Below are 5805 nucleotides of genomic sequence, written 5' to 3'. Positions count from 1 at the left end.
ACGCCTCGGTCTGCTCATTCATAAACGGATCGGCGATTGTCTTGATCTCCATTTCGGGCACGAACATCGAAATGTTCTTCGCGTGCACCTTGCCGATGCGCCCCGCGCCGATAATACCTACTTTCATGTGTTCTTCCTCCTCATATGATCGGCCTGCGTTCTGCGGCCGCTCTCTTTCAATGAACCAATCTTAACACCCAAGTCTGCAAATCGAAACGGGACATTGTTTTGATTTTCGGTTTGGTTTTTCAGGCCGTTTTTGTGCAGGTTGACGAGGAACGTCCCGCCATCTTTGTACATACGGCAAAACAAAGCACACCCCAGCCAAAAATCGGCGCATCGCCGCTTGGCTCAGGGTGTGTTTTCTTTGGGTTTGGTGTCAAATTTTTAGGGCTGCTTTCGAAAATCTGCCGGACGCAGTCCGGTTTCCTTTTTGAACAGCTTGCAGAAATGCCGGTAATCCAAAAATCCCGCCGCTTCCGCCACATCCTTGATGGGCAGTGTTGTCTCCCGCAGGCGGCGCTTGACCTCGTCGAGACGGCAGGCGAGCAGATATTCGGAAAAATTCACGCCCGTGTCGCGCTTGAACACAAAGCTCAGGTAAGTCGGGTTAAGCGCGACCTCGTCCGCCACCTGCGCAAGCGAAATCGGCTCGGCAAAGTGTGCGCGGATATAGGCAACCGCCTGCGCAACCGCAGGGTTCGCGGCCTGCAAGGCGCTGCGCTGGGCGCGTTCGGCAAGCACACGCTGATAAAAGGCGAGCCGCGCCCGACAGTCCGCAAGCGTCTTCGCCTGCACCGCCTGCGGCTGACCGCAAGCCTCATCCAAACGCGAAATCCAACCGCGCACCGCATGCGGTTCGACCGGCGCTCGCTCAATCATGTCAAGCGCCGCAGTGAACAGCGATGCAAATTTCTCCGCATTGCACGCGGGTTGCTGCGCAAGTGCGAGCGCCTGCGCCGACTGCTCGGGCAGCGCGTCGGCAAAGGCGGGCAGTTCGTCGTACCGGCATTGCATTTTGCCATAGAACGCGTTTTTCATCGCCTGCTGCGCCTGCTCGATGGCGCGTGTCAGCCCACCGTCACCCGCGCACAGGCCGCTGACCGCGGCGACGGAACCTTCCAGTGGCAGGTCGGCGGCAAACCGTGCGAGCGCGTCCCGCTGTGCGCCCGCTGAGGAAATGCCGGTCAAATCCTTTAAAAGGAGTACGCACGCTTCGCCGTCCTCCACGCTGCACGCGCCGTTCTGCGCGGCATAGCGGCCGAGCACCTCCACCGACTTGCACGGCTGCACGAGCACCGCCGCGCACTGATAAAACGGCAGCGACACGCCGCTCTGTTCGAGCAGCGCCTTCTGCGTTTCGTAATCGAGCGCACCCTCGCGCAGCCGCCTGACCGCGTCCCGCAGCACCGATCGGCTGCCCTCCGCGGCAAGGTCCATCAGCTTTTTCTGCTGCTCCCGCGCGGCGCGGGACTTTTCCAAGTCGGCGCTGAGCGTTTTGAGCAGCGCACGCAGGCCGTCCGCATCCAGCGTGTTTTTGAGCACATATTCGTCCGCACCCAGCCGCATGGCTTCCTTGACATACTCAAATTCATCGTGACAGCTGAGCACTGCGATGCGTGCCGGACAGCCCTGCTCCCGCAGCGTGCGAATCAGCTCTACGCCGTCCATGACCGGCATGCTGATGTCGGTCAGAATGATGTCGGGCGCAAGCGCGGCGGCACGTTCAAGCGCCTGCCGGCCGTTCTGCGCATCGCCCACGAGCGCACAGCCTTCCTTTTCCCAATCAATAATCTGCCGCAGGTACATCCGCGCCAGATTATCATCGTCCACTATCATCACTCGAATCACGTTTGACCCCCTTTCCGCGCTGCACGCGCCTCAATCAGTTCGTCTACGGTGCCTTGCGTTTGCAGCGTGGTGTCAATATAAACCCGATCCGCAATCGACTCACCGCGCAGCATAGACACCGCATATCCCACCGCCTTGTAGCCGCACTCATAGCCATCCTGCGTCACCAGACCGTCGAGCACGCCGGTGCGCAGCGCCGCAAGTGCATCATCCTGCGTGTCCACCCCGACAATGCGCGGCTTGTTCGTATATCCGCCCGCACGCAGCTGTTCGGCCGCGCCGAGTGCCATGACCGCGCTTGTGCAGAACACACCCTCCACATCGGGATGCTCGCGCATAATCTGCTCCATGCAGTCCATGGCGCGCTGAAAATCGCTGTCTGCCCGGTATACGCCCGCGACTGTCACATCAGGGTATCCCTCCGCCGTAAGACGAAATCCCTCTACGCGGTCAGCATGGGATGACTGGGTCTCCACGCCCGCAATGACGGCCAGTTTGCCGCTTTGTTTGGCCTGTCCGGCAAGACGGGTCGCCGCCATACGGCCGATGGTCAGGTTGTCCGCGCCGACGTAGGGCAGGTTCCCCTCATTCGCCGCGGTGTCGATTGTGATGAGCGGAATGTCCGCCGATGCCGCCAAATCAATCAGCTCGCCGCAATTTTCCGAATCGCAGGGCGCAAACAGGATGGCATCCGGCGCGCGGGCGACTAAATCGCGAAACATATGCGCCTGTTCGTCCGCCTCATCCTCCTTCGCAGGATAGAGCACCAGCACGTTCACATTGTTTTCACGCGCCGCGTCGCTCAGTCCCGAGCGCACGTCCAGCCAGTGCGGGCTGTCCATGCCCTTGACCACCACGCCGATTGTGAAATCAGCCGATTGTGCCGCGCCATATTCCGTGCCCGCGCAGCCGCTGAGCATGCTCAGCAGCAGCAGGATTCCGATCAGCCGCTTCATGGTGCGCCCTCCTTTTCTCAGATGATGTATGCCTCGGGGTCGGTTGTGGCGGGCAGCAGAATGACCGCCTTGGTACCATGCTCGCTGCTGGTATATTGAAGCGACGCCGCGTCCCCGTAGTACAGCCGCAGCCGCTCAATGATGTTCGGAATGCCGATGCCCGAAAAACCGCCCTTGCCCGCCTTCTGCCCCTGCATCAGCAGGCCAATCTGCTCGCGGGTCATGCCGTCGCCTGCATCCTGCACCGAAAGCACAAGCGTACCCGTTACCAGTGCGGTCGACACCGTGATACGGCAGGGTTCGCCGCTCTGTTTTTGTCCGTGCAGAATGGCATTTTCGACCAACGGCTGCAAAATCAACCGCGGCACGCAGCAGTTTTCTGCCTCAGGCGAGAGATCGTATGCTACTGTAAAGCTGTCCGCATAGCGAAACTGCTGCAGCTTGACATAGTTCTGCACCATACGCGTTTCGTCCCGCACAGTGATAAACGCGCCGCTGCGACGGATACTGGCCTGCAGCAGCTCGATAAAGGCGGTCAGTTGATCGCCGACAGCTTGATTTCCCTGTAAAATCGCCGCATATTTTATGGAATTGAGAGTGTTGTACATAAAATGTGGCGTGATTTGATATTGCAGCGCTTCCAGCTCGGCCTCTTTTTTCTGCATCTGCTCGCTGACCAAATCATCAATCAGGCTCTCAATCTGACAGACCATTTCGTTAAACCCTATACCCAGCTGACCGATTTCATCCGTGCTGTGCACTTCTGCCCGCGCGGACAAATCACCCTCGCTGACCTTTTGCATGGCATCCTTCAACTGCCGAACCGGCGCATACACGCGGCCTGCCATGTGATAGGCCGGCACAAGCATGGCCAGCACAACCAGAAAGAGAAATCCGAAAATAAAGTTGCGCTGCTGCGTCAGCGAGGCGGTCAGCGCGCGCCGGTCGCTGACCGAAACGAGCGAAAACCCGGTCAGCGGCGAACGAACGGCGGCCACAAGCCGCTCTGCCCCGTCTGCAACTGCCAGCTCATCCTGCCCGCCCGACAGCACATCGGCACCAACACCCGATACAATCGCAAACAGCCGCCCGATATCCCTCTGATTGGTCGCCGAGACAATCGTCCCTGTGCTGTCAACCAGATAAAACGCGCCGGTGCCGTCGGCATCGATTTCGTCCAGATACTGATAAAACAGCCGCCGTTCATCGAGATTTACACTGACAACCGGCGCGTTTGCTCCGCTGCGGCTGCAATAGCTGAGCATGTAGACCGGCGCACGGCTGATGCCGTCATACACGAGCCGGGGCGCAAGCCCGCCCTGTGCCGCCCCGTCGGTCAGCCAAGTGTTTGTTCCGGCGGCCGTCGGCTCGACCGCATGGTACTCCTCCGAGGTGATTGTCTGCGCGTGCGCAGGGAGATATAAGTAAACATTGCGCAGGTTGTCCACCCGCTGCCCATACTGCCGCAGATAGCCGGACAATTCAAGCCCCTGCTCCACCTCCGTGCCGTCGTACTGCGCGGTCAGTGCAGCAAGCGTTTCATCATAATTGAGCGCGACCGCCGTGTCGTACGCCTGCCGCACATTTTCATCGAGCGCTGACATGGTGACCGACATGGTGCGCCACAGTGCCTGCATATAATTTGACTCAATTTCCCGCTGTGACTGTCGAAAATAAATTACGCCAATCAATATGGAGGCACACATTGTAGTCGCTGCGATTGCCAGCAGCACCTTGGCTCGAAATCCCAATTTCATTCTGCGCCCCTCCCTTCAGCTAATAGTCCCATTATAACAACGTATCTGCCGGAAAACAAGCATACAGCCGCGCAAAAAGCCGTTCTCCAACAGGAGAACGGCTCATTTCTCTTATACAATCTCTTTTAGAATGTGTTGGCGAATGCCGCCCCACGCGACAAAGGTGGTGATAAAGCACGGCAACACCGCACCGATGAACAGCACAATTGGCACGGTCAGCGGGAAAAACAGCGCCTCCGCCAATACCAGTACCAATGCCAGTGCAAAAACAGGCAGACTGCGCTTGACGGAAATCATACCGAGCAGAAACGCATTGTTGACCGTCGCCCGAACCGGCAAATCAACGCTCACCAACATCGGGAACAGATACACCGCGCTTACGCCAGCAATCAGCGTCAGCGCTAGCGGCACTGCCGCCAGAATGGTCATACCACGCAGCATACACTGCACCATCATTGTGCCAAGCACACCGAATATTGCGGCCATGGCGATTCCGCAGCCCAGTCCCGCCTTCCAGTTTTCCCGAAAGCCGCGGCGGAAATCATACCACACGTCGGCATCCGGTTCGCGGCGCACAAAGCGCAGCAGCGCATAGGTCATACCCGCATAAGCCGGGCCGATGGTCACCACCGGAATGCAGCAGACGACAAACAACAGATTCAGCTTAATAAGCTGCCAGAATTGCAGCGACAGGATATCGAAAAACAGGGCAAATCCCGTCTTTGGCGGCGCATCTTTTTCTACACCCGGCCCTTCTTTTTCATAATTCGGTTTAAACAGTCCCATGATTACGTCCTTTCGATCTGCGAGCCGCGGCAACCCCACGATTGCCGCGGCCTTTCAAAGGGAGAGAAGAGAGAAGTGGTATTTTCTTATTACATCTATACTATACCACGCCTAATTCCTCCCTGCAATGCAACTTTTTTGACCAACCTGGTATTATCTTGCGCATTTCTTCCGCACCCCCCCAAAAACGCCCTGCAACAAAAGAAAGACCCGCCCAGATGGACAGGTCTTTCGGAAAAAATCAGCTTACTTGCCAGCCTTCGAAGCGCGAACTGCGTCAATCATCATCGGAACAACCTTGAACAGGTCCCCGCAGATGCCGTAGTCGGCAACGTCGAAAATCGGAGCGCCGTCGTTCTTGTTCACAGCAACGATGCACTCGGAATCCTGCATACCAGCCTTGTGCTGGATCGCACCGGAAATGCCCAGTGCTACGTACAGTCTCGGGTGTACGG

Annotated in this window: 5 protein-coding genes and 1 pseudogene; all 6 read right to left on the bottom strand. The window is 58.0% G+C overall.

Annotated features, from left to right (window positions below; all coding sequences use genetic code 11):
• A pseudogene (locus QOX26_RS14160) lies at positions 1 to 127 on the bottom strand (inositol 2-dehydrogenase); the annotation flags it as partial.
• 260 nt (positions 128 to 387) lie between these two features.
• The gene (locus QOX26_RS14155) at positions 388 to 1851 is read right to left on the bottom strand and encodes a response regulator transcription factor (protein ID WP_283675618.1); all 1464 of its coding nucleotides are present in this window, start codon (positions 1849 to 1851) and stop codon (positions 388 to 390) included.
• A complete protein-coding gene (locus QOX26_RS14150) occupies positions 1848 to 2807 on the bottom strand; it encodes a sugar ABC transporter substrate-binding protein (RefSeq protein WP_283675617.1) in 960 nt (319 codons plus the stop codon). The genes QOX26_RS14155 and QOX26_RS14150 overlap by 4 nt, the downstream gene beginning before the upstream one ends.
• A 17-nt stretch (positions 2808 to 2824) precedes the next feature.
• Entirely contained in the window at positions 2825 to 4564 is a 1740-nt protein-coding gene (locus QOX26_RS14145; protein ID WP_283675616.1) for a sensor histidine kinase, read from the bottom strand.
• A gap of 111 nt (positions 4565 to 4675) precedes the next feature.
• The gene (locus QOX26_RS14140) at positions 4676 to 5350 is read right to left on the bottom strand and encodes a YesL family protein (RefSeq protein ID WP_283675615.1); all 675 of its coding nucleotides are present in this window, start codon (positions 5348 to 5350) and stop codon (positions 4676 to 4678) included.
• A 246-nt stretch (positions 5351 to 5596) separates the two neighbouring features.
• On the bottom strand, positions 5597 to 5805 hold a 209-nt coding region (locus QOX26_RS14135), incomplete at its 5' end, for an FAD-binding protein (protein WP_283674868.1).

The organism is Butyricicoccus sp. Marseille-Q5471 (assembly GCF_951230135.1).
Lineage (GTDB): Bacteria > Bacillota > Clostridia > Oscillospirales > Butyricicoccaceae > Agathobaculum.
This window is presented reverse-complemented; position numbering and strand designations above follow the sequence as displayed.

Excerpts from the sequence above, each read along its gene's own strand:
- QOX26_RS14140 (WP_283675615.1), bottom strand. The coding sequence starts at position 5,350 with ATGGGACTGTTTAAACCGAATTATGAAAAAGAAGGGCCGGGTGTAGAA.
- QOX26_RS14145 (WP_283675616.1), bottom strand. The coding sequence starts at position 4,564 with ATGAAATTGGGATTTCGAGCCAAGGTGCTGCTGGCAATCGCAGCGACT.
- QOX26_RS14150 (WP_283675617.1), bottom strand. The coding sequence starts at position 2,807 with ATGAAGCGGCTGATCGGAATCCTGCTGCTGCTGAGCATGCTCAGCGGC.